The following is a 25,635-nucleotide window of genomic DNA, read 5'->3' on the forward strand; positions in this document are numbered from 1 at the left end:
CGATCAGTACTACTGGGGAAAAGCTAAACTCTGGCACGATTCAAAATGTATTGTTTCTTGTGGTGGCGCACCATTGGAAACTGTCAAGCAATACATCCAAAATCAGTCCGGTGGTAGGTTGTAAAAGAATGGGGTATCGGTCTTCGCAGCGGTAGCGCCTAGCGTAGCGTTAGCGAGGGACGAGCGTCGGAACGAGCGTCACCCCATTCTTTTGCCGCTATCCATCCCCACCGTAAGACGGGTGGGGAATTCCGCGAATTGGTTAAAGGGGGAACGTCAAACCGACAACAAGTAAGTCGGCGACAGAAGTTGAATGTATATAAAGAAATGTGAATTGACGTAGGACAAGGGGCAAGCTGGAAAAGCTTAGCAAGCTGTAACGCACCTTGAATTTATGACGGTGCGTTGCACTACGCGACAAAACACCGAAGATTAAAATAGAAAAGTTGTCCTTAAAGTACCGATGACGGTATCAGGATTATTGCTTTCCTGATTAGGCGATGTTAACCAAATCGTCCCAGCGGTCAGAGAAATATTATCAGTTAACTGATGTTTATAAAAGCCTTCGATATGAAATGGTAGCGAACGAGGGAAAGCAACCCGATTACCATTTAGATAAAATCCTGTGAGGTAAGGTTCTATACCAACCAGTAACCCGCCAAGATTACCTTTTTTCCCTAGATCTGGAAACGCTAAACCTAGTGCATAAGACCATGTATAGTAGTAGTCAGAAGATCCTTTCGGAATGCTAAAGTCCCGACCATTCGTAGTTGTCACCCAGCCATTAATTCTTAAGCTAGGGCTAACCTGATAAGACGCGGCTAAGCCGAAAGAATTATTGTAAGTATTTTCCGGTACAAAAGTATTAGCACTTGAAATTTTTGTACCAGTGATTCCAGCAAAATTAGTATTAATATATTGGGTCAGATAAGTATAGTTATAAGTTAAACCCAACGAGAAGCGATCGCTAGGAGTAATCGTTAATTGACCTAGTACAGAGAAACTACCGTCAAATAGTCCTGCTTTATCAAATGGATAATTTCCTGTACCATTTGCCAAATATCCTAGTGATATCGAAAAAAGTCGATTTAATTTGGTTGTAATACCAACTCCCGAACCAAACTCACTACCCATGCGATAAATTGGGCTGCGTTGGGCAAAGGTAGACAAAGCACCACTACCACCATCAAAGTCTTCAAAGTAAGGATTCAGTGTAGGAGTGTAATCTGCGTGTTCTCCACCATTAGCTGCAACTACTACTTTAGTGCTTCTCCCAATGGGAAAGCTATACAAAAGCGAGTCCAAAACCACGGAGTTGTTATTGGTAGAGCTAAAGGTAGGATTAGGGTTAACACAACAAGCTCTATTATTGGGACGATTACTAATCACGTTAAAAGTTTGGCTGCCTTCAAGGGTTTGAAAAACACCATCAGAAGCAATGGCAAAGCCAGGAAGATTAAAATTACCTGTTTGCAATCGTAGTTTGAGTGAATCCCGACCAGAAAAGCTAGTATTAAGGTTTAAACGCACCCGATTAGCAAAAACAGCATTTTGGCGAGGAGTAGTATCTGTTGTTGCACTATTGACACGGGTAACACCATCATCCCCAGCTAAAATACCGGTCAAGGCAAAGATTACTTCACCTGTCAACTTGGTAGTAGTAGAAAATTGCTGTGCTTCTAGTTTATCTGTGTGGTATTGTAAATTATCCACCCTGCCCCGTAGACTAGCTAGTTCAGTAGCAAATTCTGTTTGCAGTCGCTTCAAAACTTCTAAGTCTTCTTTTCTGGCAAAGTCACTGGTGGTATTTGCAACTAGCTCTTGAATTTTATCTAAACAATTGTTGAGTGCCGCCGCAAATTCGTAGCGAGTTAGGGCGCGATCTCCTCGGTAGGTTTGCTTAGGGGAACCAGCAATACACCCATATCGCTCAACTAGAGATTGCAGTGATTGAAACGCCCAATCTCTTGGTGTAACATCTGAAAGTTGAGAAACTGATGTAACTTGAGCTAATGGCAAAGCATTAGCATCTTCAGCATTATTCTCGTTAAGAACTGCGTTGCTAGGTAATGCTCCCACCACATCAGGGATTCCCATTACTATCCCCAACGCTACTGAACCGATTAAAAACAATTTTAAACCCACTAGATTATTCCTCACAGATAAAAAATCTTTCAGGCTTCCGAGTGATCGATCATGTATTGCCAACTAATAGGATTCCCAAAAAATCCTGTTAATCATCAGTAAACCAAAAAGTTTTTTATAAGCCTTACCATGTGAGGATTCCAGATCAATTGAGTGCGCCCTTGACTGTAGCAGCTTTCAAAAAACCGCTCTGTACAAAATGAGAAAAGTAAGTACTGAGAAGTTTACTATCAATATGTGGGCAGACAATAGAAGTTTCTTCAAGCCCTTTGAGAGTATTTTGACAGTCAAAAGCTTGAGAGGTTAGCAGGAATGTTTCCAAATAGGTCATCTGGGTTCGAGAATTCTTCTCAGTAAAAAGCGATCTAATTGGGATCAAAACATTTTCCTCGGATCTTTCTAACTTGAGTAGCTCTGCTTTCCATGTTTCGTGTGGTAGTACTTGAATTGAGTAACCCAAATTGCGAATTTCGTTTATAAGCTGTTTCCAGGGTAATGGATGAGGATTGGCGATATGGAAAGCTTTTCCTAGAGATTCTCGTTGTTTAGATAGATGTACTATTGCTTTACTGGCATAGTCTATAGGAGTTATATTCACCCATGCATCCAGATCGGGAGCACAGCCAAGTTGAATGATACCTTTGATTATTCTTGCCATCAGGTCGTTTGTGTGATAAGCGCCTGTTTTACTGTCACCTGAGATCATTCCTGGTCTGTAGATGGAAATAGGAATTCCCCGATATTGGGCTGCCATTAGTAACTGTTCGGCAACCCATTTACTTTGGGTGTAACCTCTGGTTAACTCTTCAGGATATGCCAAGCGCTCATCTTCTCGGATCATTTTCCTCCCATGAAAGATAAGAGGCTTCAGTACATCAATTGTTGAGATAAAGTGAACAGGGGTGATTGTGTGATGAGAAGCTAATCTCAAAATTTCTTGGGTTCCCAAGACATTGGTAACTTTTAATGTACTGTAAGGATAAAGGAGGTTCACGAATGCGCCTACATGATAAATCACATCCAGCTTACTAGCTAGCTCTGTGAAATCTTCGTGAGTTAATCCTAATAACGGCTTTGATAAATCTCCTAAAATGGGAACGATTCTAGAACTCAACTCGCTACTCCAAAGCATGTAACGTTCTAGATTCATTTGAATTTTTTGCTTAGCTTCTTCAACACTAGAAGCACGAACAAGGCAGTAAATATCTGCTGGTGTTTGCTGCACCAGCTCGTTTAGGAGAAAGGCTCCTAAGAAACCTGTCACTCCTGTTAAAAGGATAGAATCTAGCTCAGTTACAGGTTCTACAAACTTCTCCTCACAATGAATTGTTGGATCTAATATAACTTCACTGTGCCAGTCTATCTGAGTTTGTTCTTTTATGAAACAGGCATAACCTGAGGATTTAAATAGATCAATGGCTTTGATGAATCCAGCTATTGTCGGCTCCTTGACAATATAGGACAGAGGTAACTCTACCTGCATTGCTCTTTCTATCTGAGACAACAACTGAACTATCAGTAGAGAATGACCTCCCAGATCGAAGAAGTTATCGTGGATCCCAATCGGTTCAATATCTAAAACTTCAGACCAAATTTCAGCAAGGTGCTTTTCTAGCAAAGTAGTGGGTGCAATGTAGGGTTCTGTTAACATTGCTCGATCTTTTCTGGGCTTGGGAAGCGATCGCCGATCAATTTTCCCGTTTGGTGTCAGAGGTAGAGTCTTCATGACTACAAATGCTGAAGGAAGCATATAGTCGGGCAGATTTTTCTTGAGAAAGGCTCGTATATGGGGGACTAAATTAATTTTCTCATTTATTTGGAGAGGATTATTAGCATAGTTATTCCAAGACTTCAATTCTACTGGTTGCTCTGGGATGACAAAAATATTTCTTCGGTCTGTTGTTTCTGACTGGCTTTGCAGTAGCACATCGTAGGTACCAAGATTACTATACTCAGAGCAAGTAACATCGGCACTATAAGGTAGATCTTGGCTGATATTCCAAAATTTTTCAGGATGTACTCCAGTTTGTTCAGTAATTTGTCTCAACGATTCTCGTAATTCTCCTACTGTTTCTAGTCTGTTAGCATTGGCTAATAATTCCACTGCCTTTAGATCGGCAGCAACACGAGCATCAGGCACATTGATAATTTTGAGATTTTTTGGTTGTTTCTGTTGAAGGAATTGGCAAATTTTTGCTAATGTTAGATCTTGTTGTTTCCAATCCCAGCATAGATGCTCTTTATCTGTACAGACATTCGTGTCTACATAAAGAATGACATCAAAGCGGAACTTAATTAATTCGTTTTGAGAGTGACCTCGCTTTAGTAAGGTTTGAACATGAGTGATGCGGGGAATATAATGTTTCAAAGCATAAAAGAATTGTGGATCGATCACAAGTTCTTTGTCACCCAACATTCGTTCTCTAATTTGGTGTTGGAGTTGCTCGCTGGAAAGAGAATCAATAGCCTGATTGAGTTGAACTACTGTATGGAAAGTTTCTAATAAAGGTAAACTGCGAACATCTCCAATAAAAATCTGCCCCCCTGGTTTGACCAACTTGGTACTCTTTTCTATAACCTGGAATAAATAATTCACACTTGGAAAGTACTGAATCACTGAATTGATGATCACCGTATCAAAGCTACCAGGTTCTAATCCTTCAAGTTCATGAGCAGATTTCTCAGAGACTGTTACATGCGACCACTGGTCTTGGCGGTGTCTTAATTGCTGGTCAATATGGAGAATAGCTTCTGATGAAATATCTGTTCCTACATAAGAACTACAGTGTGGAGCAATCGGAAACAGAAGTAATCCTTTTCCACATCCGATCTCTAAAACTCGTTGAGGATGTAAAGATAGAATACGATCAACCGTGCTATCTACCCATTCACTCACTTCCTCGGCTGGTATGGGTAGACCAGTAAAACTATCATTCCAGCCTGCCCAATCGTCTGGTGAATTACAGTAGTTAGCATTCCAAACCTTCTTCCATTCCTGAAGTTGCTCAGAAAAAAAACGAGAACGATCAATTGGTCTTAATGAGTGCAACTCATCTGAGTCAGTTTTAGGAACAACATAAGCAACCAATCGTTTATTTCCGGGTTGATCCTCTCTAGCAATGACTACTGCTTCTTTTATATATGGATACTGACTTAGAGCTGCCTCAATATCTCCTAATTCAATTCGAAAGCCACGGATCTTAACTTGATAATCAATTCGACCAATGAACTCAATATTGCCATCTGGTAGATAACGAGCTAAATCCCCAGTTTTATATAAGCGATCTTGTGGATCATCACTAAAAAGATCAGGAATGAAGTTTTCACGAGTTAGTTCTGGACGGTTGAGGTAACCTCGTGAAACACCATCACCACCAATGTAGACTTCTCCTGGTACACCAACAGGAACGAGTTTAAGTGGATCATTTTTGCGGCGTGCTGGCTCTTTTAGCAGATAGATTCGTGTGTTAGCAATGGGGTGACCTAAGGGTACGAAGGTGCTACCAGGTTCTACTTTAGAAATCATTGACCAAATAGTGGTCTCGGTAGGTCCATACATATTCCACAAACAACCACCCTTTTCCAGCAGTTGATTAGCAAGTTTTGGGGTTAGGGCTTCTCCACCACATAGCATCTTCAGCTGCTTATTGCCTTCCCATCCGGTTTCCAGAAGGAGACGCCAAGTTGCTGGGGTAGCTTGCATGACTGTAGCGTCAGATTGAGCCAAAATTTGTGATAATTGTTTGCCATCAGCAACAGCTTCACGGCTAACCAATATTATACGAGCACCTACAATTAAGGGTAAAAAGATTTCTAAGACTGCAATATCAAAAGAAATTGTGGTAACTGCTAATAATACATCGCTTTGGATCAATCCTGGTTCTTCGCGCATAGAATTCAGGAAATTTACGACCGCACGATGAATAATCTGAACGCCCTTGGGTTTCCCTGTAGAACCTGAAGTATATATGGTATACGCTAAATTATTAGCACTTACTTGACTATCGAGATTTTCTTTGCCATATTGGGTAAAGACTTGCCAATCTGTATCAATACACACAATTTTTACATTTCCCAACTGTGGTAATCGCTTCAGTAAATGCTTTTGAGTCACAAGTATTGGCATTTGTGAGTCCTCGATCATGAATTCCACACGGTCTTGGGGATAGGTAGGATCAAGGGGTATATAAGCTCCACCAGCTTTCAGTATGCCAAGCATTGCGATCAACATTAAGAGCGATCGCTCAACACAAACCCCAACTAAAGTTTCTGGTGTTACCCCTAAGCTTCTCAGGTGATGTGCTAGTTGATTAGCTTTCTGATTGAGATCTTGATATGTTAATTGTTGGTTTTGAAAAATGGCTGCTACAGCATCAGGGGTTTGTGAGACCTGAAATTCGACTAATTGGTGAATACAACTGTTTTTAATATCACCGAGCATAGGTTTTTCTATGTAACTAGTGTAGAGTTGGAAAACTATCGCTCTTGCACCAGTCTTGGAAAAAGAATAAAATTTCCTTATTTCAGGTAACAAAGAATTAAGGTTTCACTCCAGAGTGACCGAAGAGCGATATATACGGTTCATATGGTTAGAGCCTCAAATAACTTAGGAGCGCAAATTTAACAATTTACAATTCTGATATAACGTAGAATCGTGCGTTATGGTCTGTTAAGGAACCCTAATTTTGAACTTTATTTAATGCACATTCCTGAGTTCCGTTTATGCTTCTAAACGATTCAAGGAAAATGAAAAAGTTTAAAATCACATAAGGCCTTATCTATCAGTAACATCCCTGTGGAGATTCAATAAATAAAAGCACTATAGCCGTGTAAGAGCTTTTTGAGCTTGGACAGCCTCTTTGATTAGGTATCAGTTAAACAATTCATTAGACGGAATATGCGCTTTTGTTTTCTGGGGCTATTTATTAGAGGCTATACTAAATCACCTTCAAAATAGCTCAAACCCCTTGCCCCGCAATAAAAATGAATATTATTTACTTATATCTGAGGGATTTGGCAGTGCTTTAAAGTTTTCACCTTAATTTTGAAGGCAAGTTTTGACGTTTAACTAAAAATTGAGCATAACAGATAGTAAAGAATTTTTTGAACATTTTTAGAAATCTATTTACATATTATTTGTATGCTTTACTTGATAGCAATAGTAAATATACTATATGAAAATGAAAATATTTTAATGTACGCTTTTTATAGGTGCTTTTATGATTTTGTCGTATTTTCACAATTATAAAAATCCAATTTCTCAAAAAAATATGAAATTACTACAAAGACTCTTAAATCTTTAAATTTTCCACATCCTCTGAAAAGTCAGCTTACATTTAGAGTTTAGTCGCCGATGAAATTTCAGTTCAGTACTACGAATGAAAATCCTTATCTCTTCTACTTTCTGCGGTCGCATAGCTTCCTTATTTCCAGAATAGCCTAAACAATCTTAAACGCTCTAGTGCTGCTGTGTTAAGCAATCATGAAGATTACTTGAATTCTTTTTTTTATCTAAGTCTTATGTAAGTTAGTTAGGCTCCAAACAGCCCAAAATCTTTAAGGTTAGTAATTTATATATTTATTCAAGATAGTCTTAATTTTATACTCATAAATACGGAGATTGCGGATTTCTAATGAAAGTAGTTATATCACGGATGCCAATCGAAGCAGTCAGAAAATATATTGGTTAAACATAGAAAAATATCACTTAGACAAATTAGAGAGTCTTTAAGTATATCAGGATATGATTTTTGTGAGAACTCTTATGAAAAGAGAACTGCGTGGGTGCTTAACAACACAATTAAATTTAAAAAATATTAATTTTTTAGAAGTTCATTTTTAAAGAGTTTCTGGGGCTTCAAAGAAATTAATATAATCTGGTCTCATTGTGTCTACTGACTTAGAAACAAATATCAATATTAATTGATGACTAAAAATTTTAATAATTTCAGGGAAAAGTTCGTGCAAACTCGAGAAACAAATTTAATATTGATTGTGGATGATACGCCCACAAACCTAGAAGTCCTTTCAGAAGCTCTGGCTGACGCCAATTTTGAAGTTGCAGTTGCAACTAGCGGAGAAAGTGCTATTAAACAAGTTGAATACGATCCACCAGACCTAATATTGTTAGATGTAATGATGCCAGGAATTGATGGATTTGAAACTTGCTATCGGCTTCAGCAAAATCCACTGACAAAAGACATTCCAGTCATTCTTATGACTGCTCTTAGTGATACGGTAGATAAAGTTAAAGGTCTTTCTCTAGGTGCCGTAGATTATATTACCAAGCCATTTCAGCAAGCAGAAGTCTTAGCTCGTATCCAAATCCATATTAAATTGCGACATTTGAATGTCACACTAAATAAGCAAAATATTCTTCTACAACAAGAAATCACAGAGCGTAGTGCTGCAGAAAAAGCCTTACAGCAGTTAACTCAGGAATTAGAGCAAAAGGTTATAGAACGAACTCAAGCACTTTCTGAAGCGTTGTCTAATCTGCAAAAGGCTCAGGTTCAGCTTGTACAGACAGAAAAGTTAAACACACTTGGTCAGCTCGTGGCAGGTATAGCTCACGAAATTAACAATCCAGTTAATTTTGTACACGCAAATCTTGAATATGTCATTGATTATGCTGAGAACTTACTGGAGTTATTGAAGCTTTATCAAAACCAATCTCCTCATCCTAGCCCAGAGATTTTAGCTTTAGCTAAAGAAATAGATCTGCAATATTTAAGCGAAGACTTACCTAAAATCCTCTGTTCTATGAAAGTTGGAACTACACGAATTCAGAGTATTGTCCAGTCTCTGCGTAACTTCTCCCGCCTTGACGAAGCTGAACTCAAAGTCGTCGATATTCATGAAGGTATAGAAAGTACACTTATGCTTTTTGGTAGTCACTTAAAGTCAAAACCAAACAAACCAGCCATTCAGGTTGTCAAAGAATATGGTGACTTGCCTAAAGTGGAGTGTTATGCCGGAAAAATGAATCAGGTGTTTATGAATATTCTCAGCAATGCCATTGATGCTTTAACAGAAGCTATGGAAAAAAATCATCCCGATTGTATCCACTCACCTATGATTCGGATTAAAACAGAGGTTCTCTTAAGAGATCAGATTAGTATAAGAATTTCTGACAATGGTGTAGGAATACCAGAAAATTTTCAAAAGCGAGTTTTCGATCCCTTCTTTACAACTAAACCAGCAGGTAAAGGTACAGGATTAGGGATGTCTATCAGCCATCAAATTGTAACTGAACTACATCATGGCTCGTTGCAATGTGTTTCCAAGCCAGGCAAAGGCACGGAATTTGTCATTGAAATTCCTATTCAGCCGTTACAGGTTCCTTGCACCAGTTTAGTACAGAATTTTGTTAATTGGTAGCTAATTAAGAGTACAGACTTAACTTGGGCTTGTCTTATGTTAACCAATTATAAAAACTTAGTCAATATAAAAAAGCAACGTCATGTAGTTTCCGCAGAGCAGTAGCTATGGAAGTTCAGAAAAAACTCATACATAACTCTATTGGTTCTAGGCTATTTTTTTATGTATTAAGTGGTGCCTTGGTAGGATTAGGTAGTATGTCCTACTTCTTCTATCAAGCGCTAGAAAGTCGAGCTAAGAATGAAATTAAAGGTAACTTAAGTACACAAGTCAAGTCAGTTGAAGGGTCACTCGCTAGAGTAGAACAGTCTATGCGCAACCTATCTGCTGCAGTTAAAACTATGCAGCATCAAGGAATCAAAGATCCACAAGCTTATAAACAATTAGTTTTTGATGTATTTCAAGAGCGTTCGCCTCTAACAACGGGTCTTGGTATTGGTCAAACACCTTACAAACTTGTGCCAGATACTCAATGGTATTGGCCATACTTTTATATTGATCAAAAAAGTCCTGGTCAAATAGGTGAAATTCTCCCACCACCTTATAGTCATATCCGTTATGCAGAACTTTTTAAGGAAGATAACTATGAGAAGCAAACTTATTATCAGACAGTTGTAAAAGCAAGAAAAGATATATGGTATGAGCCTTATAAATGGTATGGACTGACTTTAACAACTTACACAGGCCCTATAATTACTGATAATAACAATTTAATTGGTGTAACGGGATTAGATATTAATGTAACAGCTATAGGCGAAAAAGTAAAAGTGCCTGTGACAAAAGGCGGTGGTTACTTTGTCATTATCAGTGAACATGGAAATTTGTTAGCATATCCTCCAGCACCAGAAAAAGCTAAGTCATTGGCAACATATAAGGACATACCAGAGTTAAGGGATATATGGCAACAGATTGAAACCAATGATGATGGCTTTATTCAAGCAAAGGGTAAATACTGGGTATTCCAAAGAGTCAAAGGTCCCAACTGGTTAATGCTAGCAGTAGTGCCTCAGTCAGTTGTAGTAGTACCTGTATTATCTATTGCAGTTGGTGGTGCTTTAGGTGCTGGGATGGTACTAGCGTTAGTTGTTACCTTGTTCATCCGTCAACTTAATAAGCGTTTACAACCGATTCTTGAAGAGTGCCAGAAGCTGGCAGAAGCTGATGCTCAAAGGGCACTTCGTTTAGGCCAAGACGCTACAGCAGTTAATAATAACTATAAATTTGAAAATTTTGAATCGCAAAATGCTGATGAAATAGAAATTTTATCACAATCTTTTAATCAAATGGCAGCCCAATTAAAGGAGTCATTCGAGGATTTAGAACTGCGCGTTGAAGAACGCACAATTGAACTTAAAGAAGCGAAAGAACTAGCTGATAGTGCTAATCGAGCTAAGAGTGAATTTCTTGCGAACATGAGCCATGAATTAAGGACACCCCTGAATGGAATTTTAGGCTATGCCCAAATTCTACAAAGCTCAAAAAATATGTCCGAAAAACAGCATAAAGGTATTAATATTATTAATCAATGTGCCTCTCATCTTCTGACATTAATTAATGATATTCTTGACCTCTCGAAAATCGAAGCCCAGAAAATGGAATTGTATCCTACAAGTTTTCATTTTCCTTCTTTTCTCCAGGCAGTCTCTGAAATTTGTCGAATTAAAGCTGAGCAAAAGGGTATCATTTTTGTTTATCAACCCGATGAACTACTGCCAACAGGTGTTCAGGTTGACGAAAAAAGGTTACGCCAAGTTCTAATTAATCTATTGGGTAATGCTATCAAGTTTACTGAAAAAGGTAGTGTCAAATTTATAGTAAAAGTCCTGGAGATTAAAAATAGTTATTCGGGTGAACCATCTACCTACCACCTACGATTTATCATAGAGGATACTGGTGTAGGTATGACTAGTGAACAAATAAAGAAAATATTTTTACCCTTTGAGCAGGTAGGTAACGTTAAAAAACAATCTGAGGGTACTGGATTAGGTTTAGCTATCAGTCAAAAAATCGTTGAAATGATGGGCAGCACTATAGAAGTAAAAAGTCAACCAGAAAAAGGGAGTATTTTTTGGTTTGATATAAAAATTTCTGAATTAATAGAATGGGTAGATAAATCTAAGATTTCTCAACATGGAAAGATTGTTAGTTTTAAAGGTGAAAAACGAAAAATTTTAGTAGTGGATGATCGTTGGGAAAATCGCTCTGTTTTAGTTAATTTATTGGAACCTCTTGGTTTTGAAATTGCGGAAGCAGAAGATGGTCAGGAAGCATTATTAAAAATTGCTGAATCTATACCTGACTTGATTATAACAGATATTAATATGCCTGGAATGAATGGATTAGAGATGATACAAAGTTTGCGAAATTCTTCAGATTGGAGTCATTTAAAGATAATTGTTTCATCAGCAAGTGTGTTCGACTCTGACAAGCAGAAAAGTTTAGATGCAGGTGGCGATGACTTTCTTCCTAAGCCTGTACAAGCACCTGAGCTATTTGAAAAATTACAGATTCATCTAGCATTGGAATGGGTTTATGAAGACACTATAACATCATTACCAGTGGCAAAAGAAACAGTTATTCCTCCATTGGAAGTACTAGAACAGTTGTATGAACTGGCGTTAAAAGGCCGAATTAAATCTATTCAAAGTGAGTTGAGCAAACTAGAACAAGAGGATATTAAATTTAAACCATTTATTCAAGAAATTCAAGATTTAGCTCAAAATTTTCAAATAGAAAAGATCCAAAATTTGATGCAAAAATATATCAAATCTTTGTAAGGGCGAACGCCTAAGCATCACTTAATGCCCCTACAAACTCTATCTGTCGCGGTCTTCTAGAGAATTGGTATTACTCCTACAATATTAAGGTGATGGAACTGCTGTTCTATTGTCAGGGACAATCTGTGGTTGATATGAAAAGACCTCTCGGCTACGAGATTTTACAGTCACCTTCAGCCAATGCACTTCGTTGTTGCCGTTCCCCTGATTATCACCAAATGTCTCAACACGAGTAAAGTTCTCGATACGTCTACCTTGAGCATCTTGAAATGGTTTGTCAACACGGTAGTAGTGCGAGTCGCCGTGTACATAAGCAACTGGTTTACGGAAAGCAATTACTTCTTCGCGCAACGCTAATAAAAAGCTTTGAAAGCCATCAGGTTGTCCATCTGTTTCAGCGAGTGTCTTCGGATCTCGCAAAGGTGCTCTGGTTCCGTCGCTTAGATCCCACCCTGGATCACCTTGAGTGATTAACATAACCGCTACAGAATTACGTGCCTTTGCTACTTGAAATGTTTCTCTCAACCATGCAATATTAGCTGCATTTCGCGCTGCATATTCCTCTGGATCAGGTCCTGTGTCACATAGGTTATTGCACGAACCTTGGACATTGAGTGTTGCATAAGTCACCTTACCAACCGTCCAACGACGGTTCTCAACACAGGGGACAGAGGTGTTCTTTGCACTCAAGCATAGCGGTGCAGTCTGCACCTCCTGAACTAGCCGACGCTGTCCAAGGGAAAAATTCGTGCTGAAGAATACTTGACGCTCGTAGTCGAGACGCTCACGTGAGTTGAAGCCACCGTTTGATGGGCGATCGCAATCAGTCCAATCGTTGTCGCCTGGGGTAAAAGCTGCTGGTGCCTTCAAGCTATTGAAGTAGCTGAGCGCCTGAGAATAAACTGCATTGCTACAGGTGGTTGGTGTGGTTGAGCCGTCTGTAGAGTTGCCTGCCTTGATATCGCCGTCGTGAACCGTGAAGGCTAAGTTTTGGGCATTCATATCAGCGATGAGGTTCGGAACTCCAACCGTCGCTTGAAGATCTGAGTACGGCAAATCGCCCCATAGTCCGATCTCATAGCTATCGTTTTCACCCTCGTACTCATTCTTGCTGGCAGTCGCCACATTAGCTACGGAACTTGCCAAGAACGGTACAGTCAAGGCTAATAAACATATCTTACGCAGCCCACTCACGGAGGTGACGCGTTGAAATAATGAGTACTTAGAGTTTGTCATCATCTATATCCTTAATCATTCTTCGGATCCGTGAGCAGATTTTGGACGATTAGTCCTAGCTCAGGCGATCTGAGTCAAAGAATTAGATTACTGGATGGTCGATGAAGGACAGTTTATAGAGCGGTTAAGAGTTCGGTTTTTTGCACGTACTTTACAGACACTTTACAGAACAGGATGGAAATTCATCTCGGCCAGACTCTTGTAATTCTCGTTCTAGTTCCAGCAAGGTTGGTGTGAGAATAGGGAGAAAAGCTACTTCCCTCAATCGTCGGGCTGTTCCACTCGGCTTTAAATAGGCGGTATTGCCCTTTGCTTCTAACTCCAACCACACTGAATCTAAAGCTAGTCTGAAAAGCCCTAACCTTAGTTCTAATAATTCTCGTAAATCAGAGGTTTTAAAACTTGATAAGCTGCTCAATTTCCAAATTTGGGGCTCTATTTGAGTTAGGGTGAGGGTATTATACTTTAACCGATTAGCTAACACGTCTTCGTTAGAACCGTCTATACTCTGCAAAGTTTCCTCAATTGATCGCCGTGCTATCCCCAGTCCCAACCCGCACTGCAACATGAGAAATACTGGACGAATCTTCGACAAGAACGAATCAGCATCTTCACTAATAATCCACTTACGAGACAAACGCACCTGATTGAGATGTAAGGTACTAGTCAATGACCCTTGCAATCCCAACAATTGTAAGTCTTCTCCCCGTTCCAATCCTTTGGCTTCTGAGGGAACAGCAATAATAAGTTTTTCTCCAGTGCTTGCTTGCGCTGCGATCGCTACCACAAAATTATGAGGTTGTAGATTCGATACCCACGGCACAACTCCATCCAGAACAACTGTCTGTCTATCTAAGGATGCTTTAACTTGCAGTGGTTCAAGTCCTACTAGATGTTTCATTGGATTGGAAAACGCCACAGTTCCGGAGCGATCGCCTTGAAGTATTTTTGGTAGTATTTGATGCTGCAACCAATTATTTGAACTCGACGAGAGGATCTCAATAAATGTTCGCTGACACCAGAAGACGAACCCACTGGTCAAACATTGTTCTGAAACCTTAGAAATTTCTTCGATTGCTCCTAGTAGTCTTCCACCACTCCCACCCAAGCTCTCTGGTACACCATAGGTTAGCCGCCCTACCTTTCCAAGTAAAGCCAAAGACTCTGCCACGCTAGATCCAGGTGTCCCATCATTTAACCATCCAGCCCTTTCCGCTAAGGATAACTCTATAGTCCCGTGCTGGCTAAGCATTACGTCTCTCCTCAATATACATTTAGGATTTCACTCAAACGAATGGCAGAAAGCCGATCAATATTAAAGAACAAAGGTGGGGGGTTTTGACTATCGCTTTTGCCTTGAACTTTAACCTCATTCCTCATTCCACTTTAAAATACATATTTTCGGTAGATTTTTAGTACATTATGATATGTACTTTGCCATGGATTCCCTAGAAAAGCAAGTAGGTCAAGCAAAAAAAACTTTGCCTGCACAGTAGACATAAAAGTTAACATTACAAAACTCAATTAAACGTTGTCTATGTACCTCTGTTATGGGATACTTCTTTTTATAAATACGGCAAGCCGCTAAATTTAGCGTATCTTACTAGATAAATAGCCAAAAAGCAACAGTAACGGGTTACGCAATCTGTACTTTTTGTTTACGATGCTGGTTGATTGCTGTCTTTAGCTCATTAACATTAAGGAGATTCAAACAATGGTGTTAGATGCATTTACAAAGGTAGTCTCTCAAGCTGATACCAGAGGAGAATACCTCAGCGATAATCAGTTGGATGCTTTGCTGAACTTCGTTAGAGAAGGAAATAAGCGCATTGATGTTGTCAACCGCATTTCCAGTAATGCTTCGACAATTGTTACTAATGCAGCACGTTCTTTGTTCGAAGAACAGCCTCAACTGATCGCTCCAGGAGGAAATGCCTACACCAATCGTCGTGCAGCTGCTTGCTTGCGAGATCTGGAAATTATCCTGCGCTACGTTACTTATGCTATCTACACAGGCGATCCCAGCGTATTGGATGACCGTGCTTTAAATGGTTTAAGAGAAACCTATCTAGCACTCGGAACTCCAGGTGCTTCTGTTGCTGTGGGCATTCAAAAGCTCAAAGAAGCATCAATTGCGATCGCTAATGATCCCAATGGCATTACTCGCGGTGATTGTAGTGCGCTAATTGCAGAAGTCGCAACCTATTTCGACCGGGCTGCTTCCGCTGTTGGCTAATCAATTCTGATTGAGTCATTGCGATCGCTCATACGACCAATGACAAACTTCAATTCAACAAAACCTTTCTAGAACAACATTAAGGAGAACAGAAACTCATGTCAAAAACACCTTTAACTGAAGCAGTTGCAAGTGCAGACTCCCAAGGTCGTTTTTTGAGCAGCACCGAATTGCAAGTTGCTTTCGGACGCTTTCGTCAAGCAGCAGCTACTCTAGAAGCAGTTAAAGTCTTGTCAAAGAAAGCCCAAACTCTTGCTGAAGGTGCAGCAAATGCAGTTTACCAAAAGTATTCCTACACCACTCAAATACAATCTCCCAACCATGCCTATGACAATCGAGGAAAAGCAAAATGCGTCCGTGATATAGGCTACTACTTGAGAATTATTACCTACGCATTAGTCGCTGGTGGTACTGGTCCAATTGACGACTATCTAATTGCGGGTTTGGCAGAAATCAACAAATCTTTTGAGCTATCTCCTAGCTGGTATATCGAAGCACTCAAATACGTCAAGGCAAATCATGGCTTAAGTGGTGATCCTGCTGTTGAAGCCAATTCTTACATCGACTATGTAATTAATGCTTTGAGCTAGAGTTTCTTTGAAAGGTTTGTAGTGACTCTGCTTTAAAGACTGAAGTTTTGCTTGCAAATGCATCTATTGCGTAGTAAGTCTTAGAGTAGTTGCTCAGATTCTGACTCCACAATGTTTTGGCTAAGCAGTCAGCATTGGCTAAAATATTGTGGAGTCTAGATTTAGTGGGCTACTCGGCTTGCTAGGCAATTTTCTTGTTTGTGTAGTTTTTTTGCAATCAAAAGCAGTAAGATGGTTAACGACTTTATAACCAGGAAATTTGCAACTATGTCATGTCAATCCTAACGGACAAGAAAAAGCGCAATTTATTTATAAAAATTCTTTTAAGTATAGCCCTAATATTTATAATATTTTTCCCTTTTGTCGTAGTCGATGCTGGGGAAAGAGGTGTCTTAATGAAATTTGGCGAAGTCCAAAACAAAATACTAGGAGAAGGATTACATTTAGTAATCCCTATACTTAACAAAGTTCAAAAATTAAGCATACGTGTCCAAAAGCAGCAAATTTCGGCAGAAGCATCTTCAAAGGATTTGCAAGAAGTGTATACCGATGTGGCACTGAACTGGCACATTATTCCTAAAGAAGTAAATTTACTTTATCAAGAAATTGGTAACGAAATACAAGTTATAGACAAGATTATTAATCCAGCAGTTGAAGAAGTATTGAAAGCAGTAATGGCAAAATACACTGCGGAAGAAATTATTACTAACCGGGGAGAGGTGAAAGCTGGTGTAGATGAATTATTAACAAAGCGTTTGGTTAATTATCATGTAGCAGTTGATGACATCTCCTTAGTTCACGTTCATTTTTCTCAACGTTTTAGTGATGCAGTTGAAGCCAAGCAAATAGCAGAACAAGAAGCCAAAAGAGCGGAATTTATTGCTTTAAAAGCCATAAAAGAAGCAGAAGCAAAGGTGAATTTGGCAAGAGGAGAAGCAGAAGCTCAAAGGTTAATTAAAGCAACTTTGACAGAGGATATTTTGCGAAAGCAAACAGTCGAAAAATGGGATGGTCGATTACCTCAAATCTTAAATGGTGGACAACTAAAGTTTGATGTGAGTAAGTATTTGAATTGAATAGGGCATAGGGCATGGGGCATGGGGCATAGGGCATGGGGCATGGGGCATAGGGCATGGGGCATAGGGAAAAGCCCTCGCATCTTGCTTGCTTAGCATATTAAAGTGGTGTTCAGCTAGATTGTATAAGACAAAAACATAAAATTATTGTAGTGCGGGCCGGACAGCCCGCGTCCCATATAAAAATTAAATGCGCAACGGTTTATTGTATCTCTTGCTTTTCATCAGTGACGAGATTAAGCGCACTTGAAGGTGGGTTAATTACAATATAAACTCCTATTACCCAAGCTAGAGACACCAACCATCCGGCTAAAATATCACTGGGAAAATGAACTCCTAAATATAATCGTGTCCAAGCAATAGTTGGTACAAATAAAATCCCAAAAACCAAAGCTACTAAACGCCAACGCGTTTCCCAAGCTAGAATAACTAAAAGTGCAGCAAATGTCATACTTGCCATTGCATGACCGCTAGGAAATGCAAAACCAACTTTGTGATATGTTGACTCCCAAAGATGGGGACGCGCACGATGTATAAATTCCTTGGCTGCGAAGTTAATAATGGTACTCCCAAGACCTGTGGTGATAAAATAACTACCAAGTCGCCATCTCTTTTGGAAAAATAACGTTAAAGCAATTAAGAGCAAAATTGGGGTGAGCGTTTTTGGTGAACCTATCTTAGCTAAGATAACTGCTAATACATCCAGGTAAGGCTGTGCTGTTTGATGTATTGCAAGTAATATTGGTATATCCCAAGGAAAACCAGCTTCATTCTGCCAAATTTTGGCAGCGAGAAGTTCAAATATTTGTAAAGGTAAATAAACCCCTAGAAAAAGTAATAATAAAGAACTCCATTTTTGAACCCATAACTTACCAGTAAATTTAGTTCCAGCCTCTATTTTATTTTCTATAGTTTCTGAGTGAGCTTTTAGTTCAGGCAAATTGTGGTTGTCGATATTCATGATTAGCTATAATTAGAGTAATAAAAATTCGATATGAATTCGGAATGTTGAGTTATGAATAACTTATTTTTGTTAGGAATGGTATTCTTAACCATTTCGGTAATCGGACAATCAAAATTGTTCTTTTTAGAAATAAATCCAGGATGTTTTGGTAGATTATTAGCTTTAGTTATTGGGGTTGTGAGTTTATATTTTGCTTTAACTCAAGGAGCGATTGCACTTCCGAATTTTGACATTTTAGTAAATTTCATACAAAACCTAATACCAGATTTGACAAATTTTCTGAAACAAATACAATTGAATGATTGATGATTTAGGCATGAGAAAAATGTGATATAAATAACGAATCATTTTGCTCATGCCGAGTTTAAATACAAGGATATTTAGTCAATTCCATCCATGTACAATTAAATGTAAGCTCCTACAAGACTATAGCTTAAGCAACTTAATACTAATAAGGTAATCATAACATAAATAAAATTTCGTACCCACAGGAAAGCCAACAGAGAAATTATGACCCGCAAAATAGGAGTTGCCACAAGTAGCAATAATCCTAATTGAATAATAGCTCTATCACTGCCCGCTAAAACGGCTTTCACTACAGCAATCGGAGAACAAAATTGTGATGGTTCTCCTCTAAAAAACCTATAAGTGACTGGTTGATCCCATTGATGAACTAAGTATATTATACCTCCGAATAAAACTACAGCACTAGCCAGTAGAACCCCAAGCTTGAGTAAATTACTCAGTAAATTTTCTAGCTGCTCTTGGTCTTGCGTTTTAGTAAAATTTTTATTATCATAAAACACAAACTCCGCATTATTTACTGTTTTTCTTAATGCTTCTACTTCGGTATCTACTTCCTCTGGGTGTAAAACTAAAAGATCAACTTCATCTTTAGAACTTGTTGAAGACACAGGACGCCAGAACAAATCAAAGTTAGCCATTAATTACACCCCTATAAAACTGTTGTAGACCATCTTCAGAGCCATTGCAACTAATACAAAACTAAAGATAATTCTTAAAACTTGAGTGTTTGCACCAACAAGAATTTTTGCCCCTAAAAAAGCACCAGGTAATACACCTAACATTACAGGCATTGATAAACCGGGATCTATGTACCCTCTTGTTAAATAGACTCCTGCTGATGCTGCTGCTGTCACCCCAATCATAAAATTGCTAGTAGTTGTAGACACCTTAAACGGGATACGCATGACGTTATCCATTGCCAACACTTTAAATGCGCCTGAACCAATCCCCAGTAAGCCTGAAACTATCCCAGCAATAAACATCACAATAAATCCACCGGGAACAGCATGAACTTGATAAGGAATTAATCCATCGGCAGTAGGATAAACACTATTTAATTGTAAATAATTTGCACAAATATCTTGAGATTCATTTTCTGGTTCTTCGCGTTTAGGTCTTTGGGAAAGATATGCAGAATACAGCAAGATAATTGCTAGCACAATTGTGAGTGATTGTACAGAAATTCTTGTTGCAATTAAAGCTCCAATAACCGCTCCTACGGTTGTAGCCACTTCTAGAAACATTCCCAATTTTAAATTAGTATAACCCTGTTTTATATATGTAGATGCTGCTCCTAGAGAAGTAGCAATTACTGATACCAAAGAAGCCCCAACCGCGTAGCGAATATCAACACAAAATACTGAAGTTAACAGAGGAACAATAATAACTCCACCACCTAAACCTGTTAATGCACCGATTAAACCAGCAGTAAATGAACCAACCCACACTAGTAATGAAAATTCCAGAATGTTCACACTTCCAACCTCTTAAGAAGATTCTGTTTGTAGAGACGTTATATCAAATAGAATTCAGGAGTCAGGAGTCAGCAGTCAGAATAAATACTGGTTTAAAACCTCGTCTGCTCGTTACTGAGACAGGAGTTGAAACTTTTCTTAAAAGATCGTCCCTTTATGGGTAAGCTGTTGCGCATTTAATTTGTATATGGGACGCGAACAAGATGCCCGCACTACAATAACTTTACGTTTTTGTATTATACAATCTAGCTGCACACCAGCTTAGTGCATTCTGACTCCTGAATTCTGTCTCCTGACTCCTTTTTATTAACGTCTCTACATTTTGTAAATCCTAATCAGCTTCTTCCTCGCTATTCACAAGAACATCAGGAATTCTTGCAGCAATATTTGTTTCTGAGACATTAGGGATATACCAGTTAATATCACCAGCTTTGAAAACTTTCTTAGGAGTTATATTTAACTCTAATGTACCCGTTTCAGAGTTACTTTTGGCTATCAATTGGGTTCCTTTTGGAATTTTGATCGCTGCTGCACCAGTTATGTCTTCAGCATTTGTACTTAAGCCAGCAATTTTGCTGTCCTTAGCCAGGTAAATACCTTGACAATCCCATCCTCTTGGTGTCGTCTCACCAGAACTGAGAAAATAAAGTGCGTTATCAAACTCAGATTTGGGTTTTTCTGGTTTGGGACCGTAGATAGCAATTGTCTTTCCTGTTTCATTACGACACTGACCCCAGTTAAATCCTCTTTCTAAAGCATACTTCTGAAAGGACAACTCATCTATTTTTTTTTGGATGTCTTGGACTGGGATAGATTCTGTCAGGGTTTTTCCAGATTCTGCTGCTGATAGTTGGTTTTGCAGAGCCTTAAGGGATTTTGTAACCTCTATATAATAAGGACTTTTTGTGATTTTTGGTGCATCAGCTAATGATGGTCTAGCAAAAAGAAAGTTCAAAGCGATGATTAAGATAACTAAAAGGTAGTTGAGTAATTTCATGGCTGTTTACTTCTAGATCAAAAATTTTACATTTCTACAACCCAGTTAATCTTCTATGGGGGCGTTGGGAATTTGAGTGCTAATATTTGTGGCTGTTAGGTTAGGTATTAACCATGTAGTTTCGCCGGTTTTAAACACTTTTACAGGAGGGATATTTAACTCAATTGCACCTGTATTGACATTTGTTTTTGCAATTAATTGAGTTCCAGGTAAGATTTTTAAGGCTAAGGGTTCTGTTAGTTCTTGCAGTTTCGTATCTCCTGGAATTGAACTGGCAAGTTTGACTCCGGCTGGTAAGTAAATACCGTCACAATTCCAATCGTCATCTGTTATTTTTCCATTCCCTAAATAATACAGGGTAGGCTGTTGATTGTTCTTAGCTTTATGGGCGTAAACTCCTAACGTTTGACCTGTCTGGTTACGGCATTGAGCCCATTCTAAAGCTGTTTCTAGTATATACTTCTGTAAATTTAGCTCCCCTATTTTTTGCTCAATTTGTTCTGGGGTATATTCTGTTTGTTCTGGTGCTGCTTTGGCTTGAATAAGATCGTCAAGTGACTTAGTAACTTCTGCGTAATCAGGAGTTTGTGTCAGCTTTGGTGATCCTGCCCAACAAGGTTGGGCAATGAGAAAATTAACAACCAGAGTACAAACTACTAAAAGTGTTTTAAAAAGTTTCATCTTGATTCTCCTAAGGTGATGAAAAATGTCTTGATGTCGAAAAGTGACGTTATCTAGTTGTGGGATAGTGATATCATGGTGTTTACTTACTACAAAAGATACAACAGATGCAATTGCAAATCAATGTAAGTTTTAAGATTTACATATTACCAAATTATTTGGTAACATACATTAATTCTCTTCGCTCTCTGCCGTTGGTTTATATTTTTTGACTATGCCCATGATACACAAGCAGCTAGCCAGTAAAGCTAGTGGATGTAAAGCCTCACTTTCTAAAATAATAAATACTCCTAGTCCTACCAATACGAAGGGAACAAAATTATTACCGTATCGGTTTAAAATATCGGCGATATTTTTTTGACTAATGAGTTTATAGCTGGTATAGCACCAAACTCCTACCAGCAAGAAGAAAATGCAGAGAATAATCACTAGTCTGATGAGATGACTATTTGCAAATAGCGGTACGTAAATGCTGATATTATCACTGCCATTGGCAACCGTAATCGCTGCTACGCTATAAGTTTGTGGAGAAAGAAAGCTAGAAAAAGGAGAGCTTTCTCGCTGTGTTAGTACATCATTGGCTTCCTCTGACTCATCACTATCTTGATTTAACCAACTATTTAAACCAATTGCAATTGGTGCCAGTCCCAGCAAACCTATCCAGTGGTCTGGTAATACTAAACCACCGAAAAATCCAGGAAGACTTGCAATTACTAAAACACTAAACCCAAGAAATTGACCAATAATGATATGCCGAATACGAAAGTTATTATTTATTTGTGAAAACCACAGCGATAAAATCAGTAAATCATCTAAATTTGTGGCTGTAAATGCTGTTATTCCCGTAGGAATTGCGGTAATTAATTCTTCCATCGAACCATCTTGGATTAGTTAATAGTAGGGTGTGTTAGCGAAGCGTAACGCACCTGTTCGCGAGGTGTAACGCCTAAGTTCTCGCAGCGTTACAAACTTCGTTTGTCGCACCGTACAAATCAATTTTTATTGATCGTCATCGAAGCGGGTATGAATTGCATCGATTGCTTTGACCATTTTCTTAACCATTTTGGGCGATCGCGCTCTTTGGAAAATGAACCATCCACAAGCTACAGCTAGGTAAACGAGAAACATGTAAGGGAACAGGTTATATGGTGCTTCGGGAACTGGAAATAAGGTACTACCGGGAATACCAATGCTACCTAACAAGGGGATGAACATGAAGGCGATGGAAAGTAGTGAACATACGATATCTCTACGATGTAACTGATTAATCCTGTAGAGGTAGATTGGTGCGGCGATCGCCATCAAAATATAAACAGTGACAAACCCAAAACTGGCGATCGCACCTAAATATCCCATGCTATCAAACAGCTTGATGTTGAACATTGACATCACTGCTGGAACCAAAAAAGTCAGGAAAGAACTCATCGTCACAGCGATATGAGGAGTTTTGTTGGCTACATGTGCATTTCCTAACTTTGCATGGAATAAACCATGGCGCGCCATCAAAAAGAATATTCTCGCAGCCGGATTTATACTACCCAGAACGCAAGCAAAGAAACTCGCAAGTGCACCTAACGTGACTAATTCACCCAGCCAGCCTAAACCAATTTGTTGTGAAAGATAAGTAAGGGGTTCTTCGGCATGGGTAATGTCTGCTCCCGATCTGTGGAATGCGAAAACTTCAACGTAGGTTGTGTAGATAAAGAATAAACCTGCAAGAATCACGCTTCCTAAAACTGCTCGGGGAATCGTTTTCAGTGGACTTTTTGCCTCATCCCCCAAAGTGGTTGCACTCTCAAACCCTGAAAAGGCAAACATCACCAATACTAACCCACTGCCAATACTTCCTGGTTTTACATCCTTTAAACTCAACTGGGCTAAGTCTATAGCAAAACCGTGATGAGCCCAGATGATGAAACACAAGATACTGATCAACGCGATGGATAAACCTTCCAGCCACAGCATTGCTACTGCTGAAAGCTGAATATCTCTGTATCCCGCATACCAAGCGATCCCCGCACCTAATGCCAGTAAAGTAATACTGGACGGATGAACCCCTAAATGACCAATAAATGCACCACTAAGGTTTGCAAACCCGCATAACACTGACATTGCGGTAAACAGATAAGCTAGCACCAAACACCAGCCACAAATTACACCTGCGGTAGGACCTAAACCTTTGACAATGTAAGAATACAACGAACCAGGAGAAGCAGAACGGCTGGCAAATTGATTGATGTTGATACTAACAAACACCAACCCTATCAAACCAATAACCATACTCAACCAAGTACCATTACCGGAAAGCGCGACAATCAAGCCGATATTGGATGCTGCTATAGTAGTTGGCGCGATAACAGCAAAAGACTGGGCGAGAACTTCCCCAAAAGAAAGACAATGCGACTTTAAGCCATGAAAACTCTGTACCGGAACTCTTTTCCGGTCAGCATTAAAATTAAATTCTGTAGACATCAGAAATTCCCTTGAAATTCCCTTCGTAAGTCTGTCGAACTATCAGCAGCGGCATCGCTATTAGTTCTTAAGGTCTAATGTAACTCCTGTAAAAAATAAAATCAAACACTCTTGCTTTTTATATTAATAAATAAAAGTAATTGAACTTAGATGCATCTTATGATCAAAAATAAATTTTTTTCATAACAAGCAAATAATCGTTAGCTAATGGGCTTTCGCGGTGTAAACGACACTGAAAAAGCCAAGAAAATATGAACGGAAGATAACAGTTTTCTGCTTTATAAGCACATATATTCTATGTATTATTACGCCAGTATAGTTGCTGCATTTTCAAAGTGAACTATCACTTAGCCTTCATTGACAAAAATCTGGGTATGTACGGAATGTAGAGAGCAACTACTTTGAATTTTTTCAGGTATATAAAGAATCACTTGTATTACTCGAAAAAAACCCTAAGTTAATACACCTGTAACGCCAAATACATCTTCTTAAATGCAATCGCAATACTGCACGGGTTTTGCCGAAAACTTAAATTTAATGTAGGTTGGCTTGAGGAAGGAAACCCAACATTTATAAGGATTTGTTGGGTTTCGCTGTCGCTCTACCCAACCTACGATTTTCCTTAACTGTAACGCCAAATACATCTTCTTAAATGCAATCGTGTGTTTACGAATAGATTCTTAAACTTATTTGTAATAAACCACAGTAATACAGTCAAAAATATGTAATTTTACTCGGAAACACCCAACCTATTCCCTAGTCAACCGCTAGGGAATGCAGACATACATTCTACACTTTTGTTTGGAATTTTCTTGTGTAGGTATATCCGTCTGAGGTTGGGCAAGAAAAAATTTATTGATGCTGATAAAGGGTAAGGCAGCCCCGATGAAAATTTTTTCATCGGGGCTGCCTTAATACCATTTTCTGTGTTGATCACCAAAATTGGACAAGAACCTATCTATGTTGATATTTGACATCTGTTATTAGGTCGAATGGAGGACGAAAACTATCGATTTAGCTTAGGTTAGATGCCGTTCGCTAGCTAAAACGTGCCTAACTCTATAAGCGCTACCAATAACCGTAAGATTTTGACTTTTAAAGGACCGGCCTCTAAGATCTTGCCCAGAATAGTATAGAGCCATACTTTGTCAAAAAGATACTAACATCTGCATTTTGATACAAATCCTGGTATGAATATTCTGAATTTTAGGAAAAATCTACAATTAGAGACAAATTTATATCAGTGTCTACGCTCTGCTACGAGCATTTGCCCGGACAGTTTAGCGGGCTAGAGATTGGG

18 protein-coding genes are annotated in these 25,635 nt (G+C 38.9%); 7 read left to right on the forward strand and 11 right to left on the reverse strand.

All coding sequences use genetic code 11. From position 1 onward, the window contains the following. A partial coding sequence (locus G4P69_RS17450; protein ID WP_208342993.1) for a transposase occupies positions 1-124 on the forward strand: 124 nt, incomplete at its 5' end. 308 nt (positions 125-432) lie between these two features. Here the strand turns inward: G4P69_RS17450 and G4P69_RS17455 are convergent. Both G4P69_RS17455 and G4P69_RS17460 read right to left on the reverse strand, forming a co-directional pair. After that, a complete protein-coding gene (locus G4P69_RS17455; RefSeq protein WP_208342760.1) occupies positions 433-2,145 on the reverse strand; it encodes an iron uptake porin in 1,713 nt (570 codons plus the stop codon). 145 nt (positions 2,146-2,290) lie between these two features. Further along, a complete protein-coding gene (locus G4P69_RS17460; RefSeq protein ID WP_208342764.1) occupies positions 2,291-6,586 on the reverse strand; it encodes an amino acid adenylation domain-containing protein in 4,296 nt (1,431 codons plus the stop codon). 1,520 nt (positions 6,587-8,106) lie between these two features. Here G4P69_RS17460 and G4P69_RS17465 point away from each other — a divergent pair. Together G4P69_RS17465 and G4P69_RS17470 are read left to right on the forward strand one after the other, a co-directional pair. Continuing rightward, entirely contained in the window at positions 8,107-9,525 is a 1,419-nt protein-coding gene (locus tag G4P69_RS17465; RefSeq protein ID WP_390692429.1) for a hybrid sensor histidine kinase/response regulator, read from the forward strand. Positions 9,526-9,632: 107 nt separating this feature from the next. Next, entirely contained in the window at positions 9,633-12,302 is a 2,670-nt protein-coding gene (locus G4P69_RS17470) for a hybrid sensor histidine kinase/response regulator (protein ID WP_208342766.1), read from the forward strand. Between the two features lie 84 nt (positions 12,303-12,386). Here the strand turns inward: G4P69_RS17470 and G4P69_RS17475 are convergent, their stop codons facing one another. Together G4P69_RS17475 and G4P69_RS17480 are read right to left on the reverse strand one after the other, a co-directional pair. Beyond that, positions 12,387-13,541 carry a hypothetical protein gene (locus G4P69_RS17475; RefSeq protein WP_208342767.1) on the reverse strand — a complete coding sequence of 385 codons (1,155 nt, stop codon included), beginning with the start codon at positions 13,539-13,541 and terminating at the stop codon, positions 12,387-12,389. Positions 13,542-13,689: 148 nt separating this feature from the next. After that, a complete protein-coding gene (locus G4P69_RS17480; protein WP_208342768.1) occupies positions 13,690-14,790 on the reverse strand; it encodes an acyl-CoA dehydrogenase family protein in 1,101 nt (366 codons plus the stop codon). Between the two features lie 462 nt (positions 14,791-15,252). Between G4P69_RS17480 and G4P69_RS17485 the strand changes: the two genes are divergently transcribed. From G4P69_RS17485 to G4P69_RS17495, 3 genes are all read left to right on the forward strand, one after another. After that, positions 15,253-15,774 carry a phycocyanin subunit beta gene (locus tag G4P69_RS17485; protein WP_243902459.1) on the forward strand — a complete coding sequence of 174 codons (522 nt, stop codon included), beginning with the start codon at positions 15,253-15,255 and terminating at the stop codon, positions 15,772-15,774. Between the two features lie 98 nt (positions 15,775-15,872). Next, positions 15,873-16,364 (forward strand): phycocyanin subunit alpha, encoded by a 492-nt coding sequence (cpcA, locus tag G4P69_RS17490; RefSeq protein ID WP_208342770.1) that lies wholly within the window; start codon positions 15,873-15,875, stop codon positions 16,362-16,364. 272 nt (positions 16,365-16,636) lie between these two features. Further along, positions 16,637-17,440: a prohibitin family protein gene (locus G4P69_RS17495; RefSeq protein WP_208342772.1), complete on the forward strand. Its 804-nt coding sequence runs from the start codon at positions 16,637-16,639 to the stop codon at positions 17,438-17,440. 202 nt (positions 17,441-17,642) lie between these two features. Here the strand turns inward: G4P69_RS17495 and G4P69_RS17500 are convergent, their stop codons facing one another. Then, complete coding sequence (locus tag G4P69_RS17500) at positions 17,643-18,401, reverse strand: phosphatase PAP2 family protein (RefSeq protein ID WP_208342773.1); 759 nt, start codon at positions 18,399-18,401, stop codon at positions 17,643-17,645. Positions 18,402-18,455: 54 nt separating this feature from the next. Between G4P69_RS17500 and G4P69_RS17505 the strand changes: the two genes are divergently transcribed. Continuing rightward, a complete protein-coding gene (locus G4P69_RS17505) occupies positions 18,456-18,710 on the forward strand; it encodes a hypothetical protein (RefSeq protein WP_208342774.1) in 255 nt (84 codons plus the stop codon). A gap of 98 nt (positions 18,711-18,808) precedes the next feature. Here the strand turns inward: G4P69_RS17505 and G4P69_RS17510 are convergent, their stop codons facing one another. The 6 genes from G4P69_RS17510 to G4P69_RS17535 form a co-directional block, all read right to left on the reverse strand. After that, entirely contained in the window at positions 18,809-19,348 is a 540-nt protein-coding gene (locus G4P69_RS17510; RefSeq protein ID WP_208342775.1) for a DUF1634 domain-containing protein, read from the reverse strand. Positions 19,349-19,351: 3 nt separating this feature from the next. Then, positions 19,352-20,185 carry a sulfite exporter TauE/SafE family protein gene (locus tag G4P69_RS17515; protein WP_208342776.1) on the reverse strand — a complete coding sequence of 278 codons (834 nt, stop codon included), beginning with the start codon at positions 20,183-20,185 and terminating at the stop codon, positions 19,352-19,354. Positions 20,186-20,516: 331 nt separating this feature from the next. Further along, on the reverse strand, positions 20,517-21,182 hold the full coding sequence (locus G4P69_RS17520; RefSeq protein WP_208342777.1) for a hypothetical protein: 666 nt from the start codon (positions 21,180-21,182) through the stop codon (positions 20,517-20,519). A gap of 45 nt (positions 21,183-21,227) precedes the next feature. Further along, positions 21,228-21,863 carry a hypothetical protein gene (locus G4P69_RS17525; protein ID WP_208342778.1) on the reverse strand — a complete coding sequence of 212 codons (636 nt, stop codon included), beginning with the start codon at positions 21,861-21,863 and terminating at the stop codon, positions 21,228-21,230. 171 nt (positions 21,864-22,034) lie between these two features. After that, positions 22,035-22,736, reverse strand: a complete 702-nt coding sequence (locus G4P69_RS17530) for a cadmium resistance transporter (RefSeq protein ID WP_208342779.1) — start codon at positions 22,734-22,736, stop codon at positions 22,035-22,037. Between the two features lie 126 nt (positions 22,737-22,862). Next, the gene (locus tag G4P69_RS17535; protein WP_208342782.1) at positions 22,863-24,335 is read right to left on the reverse strand and encodes an APC family permease; all 1,473 of its coding nucleotides are present in this window, start codon (positions 24,333-24,335) and stop codon (positions 22,863-22,865) included. Positions 24,336-25,635 lie beyond the last annotated feature (1,300 nt).

The sequence above is a fragment of the Aetokthonos hydrillicola CCALA 1050 genome (genome assembly GCF_017591665.1).
In the GTDB taxonomy this organism is placed as follows: Bacteria; Cyanobacteriota; Cyanobacteriia; order Cyanobacteriales; family Nostocaceae; genus Aetokthonos; species Aetokthonos hydrillicola.